Origin of the sequence: Exiguobacterium sp. SH0S1 (assembly GCF_004337165.1) — a bacterium.
In the GTDB taxonomy this organism is placed as follows: domain Bacteria; phylum Bacillota; class Bacilli; order Exiguobacteriales; family Exiguobacteriaceae; genus Exiguobacterium; species Exiguobacterium aurantiacum_A.
Window position 1 is genome coordinate 1 of the sequence record NZ_SJVC01000014.1, and the last position, 1,834, is coordinate 1,834.

The 1,834-nt window shown below is 58.3% G+C and carries 1 protein-coding gene; it reads right to left on the reverse strand.

Annotated elements, in window-relative coordinates:
* Positions 1-96: 96 nt before the first annotated feature.
* The gene (locus tag EVJ20_RS14950) at positions 97-1,563 is read right to left on the reverse strand and encodes an IS1182 family transposase (RefSeq protein ID WP_131508751.1); all 1,467 of its coding nucleotides are present in this window, start codon (positions 1,561-1,563) and stop codon (positions 97-99) included.
* Between the last annotated feature and the right edge of the window lie 271 nt (positions 1,564-1,834).

Consider the following 1,834-nt stretch of genomic DNA (forward strand, 5'->3'; position numbering starts at 1 on the left):
GAGGGCACTGAAAAACCTCCGCTCTATCCGAGCGTGAACAGAAAAAAGGGCGATTGGACCGACTCAAGTCGGGACAATCGCTCTTTTTCCTTGCCCTTATCCTGTTTTTTCTTTTGAGAGGGTGATGATCCGCTTCAGGTTTACCGCGATGATCGCCATCACGCTCTGTAACGTCATGCCTTTCAGGTCTGACGTTTTGTTTCGCGCCAGACCTTGCGGGTTCTTCAGTTGGCTGTTCTTCGGCTCAATCGCGAAGCGCTTCCGGTGATGGTCCTTGAACTCATCGGTCTGCTCGTATTCGAGCTGTTCGCTATGTTCCCTCGATTTCAATGACACACTGTACGTTTTCGAATTGGCGCCATCCTTGTAACAACCTTCACGCAATGGGCATCGTTTACACAGCTCAATATCAAAATAATGCGTCTCTTTTTGATTCTTACCGATGTTCTTCGTGCCTGTCCGGGCCTTACGGATGGCCATGTGCCCGGCGGGGCAGACGTAGCGTTCCGCATCTTTATTGTAAGTGAACCCCTCGCCGCGGTTCTCTGCAGGGGAATAGACACGGGGGTTCAATGGGGCGACGAGCTTACATCCTTGTGAGGCGGCATAGATCAGGTTGTCTCGGCCCGAATAGGCCGCATCGCCCACGATGTGGTCGAACTCGGCGCCGGCGGCGTGGCTCTTCTCGATGAGGCGAGTCAACTGCTTCCCGTCCGCCGCCTCGCCTGACGTGACAACGACGGCCGTGATGATGCCTTCTTCCGTCATCGCGAGGTGATGCTTGTAGCCGAAGAAGGAGGAGTCGGCGCTCTTGTGCCCGGTCCGGGCATCGCTGTCCTTGGACACCTGTAGCTCGACATGCGCGTCCTCGGCGAGCTCGCGGACACGGTTCACCCTGTCGCGGATGTGCTCCCGCATCATCAGCTCGGGCATCTCGGACTCTACGGTCTCCGCCACGGCGAGCGCATAGGCGAGCAGCTGGTCGATGTCGTGCTCATCGACTTTCTCAGGGAAACGCCCCTTCGCATCGGCCGATGCCTGATAGCACGCTTGGCGCAGATGCTTCGCCTCCTCGATGATCGCCTGCCCAATCGGCTTCTGCCCGTACCGGGCCCGGGAATGGGTCGAATCGACGATCAGCGTCCGTCCCTTCAGCAGCCCCATCTCTTTCGCGACCTCGACCGTGTGTGCGAGCAGTTTGTCGAGCAGTTTGTCGTCGTCCATGCGTTGGCGGCGGAATTTCGTGAGCGAGGACGGGTTGATGACGCCGTCCTCCGGCGCGAGATCCAGGAAATACTTATAGGTGAGGTCGGTCCTCGCCCGTCTGACGAGATCGACATCCGATAGGTTCGAGTGCGCCTTGAGGAACAGATATTTGAACATCCGGACAGGATGGACGGCCATCCGCCCGTTGTCGTGACAATACGTGTCCGCGAGCAGGTCGGTGACGAAATCGAACGATACGAGATCGTGGATGAGCCGTAGCTCGTCATCGGCAGGGATCAACAGATCGTAAAGCGCCGCATACGGGCTCGGCGGCATGTTCGGCAGGTCTGGCATCATCGGGATCGCCTCCAGGATGTGTAGTTATAGCCAGTTTAGTCCGAAACGGCAAGGACGTACAGCGTCGCCCCGAGGGCACGCCGACTCCCGGGGGAACAGCGGGCAAGGCGAGACCCAGCAGCGACATCGTCGCGATGCGGCTCGCTGACCGCCCCCAGGAAAGCGGCGTGCCGGACAGGGCGGCTTGAAGGGAAATGAAAGCAGAGGAGCGCCATCCCATCCGGGATGACGCTCCTCTGCTCAAAATTATTTGAAGTTTTTCAGTGCCCTC

Bases quoted from the DNA above. Each gene is read 5' to 3' on its own strand.
- EVJ20_RS14950 (WP_131508751.1), bottom strand. From the start codon at position 1,563: ATGATGCCAGACCTGCCGAACATGCCGCCGAGCCCGTATGCGGCGCTT.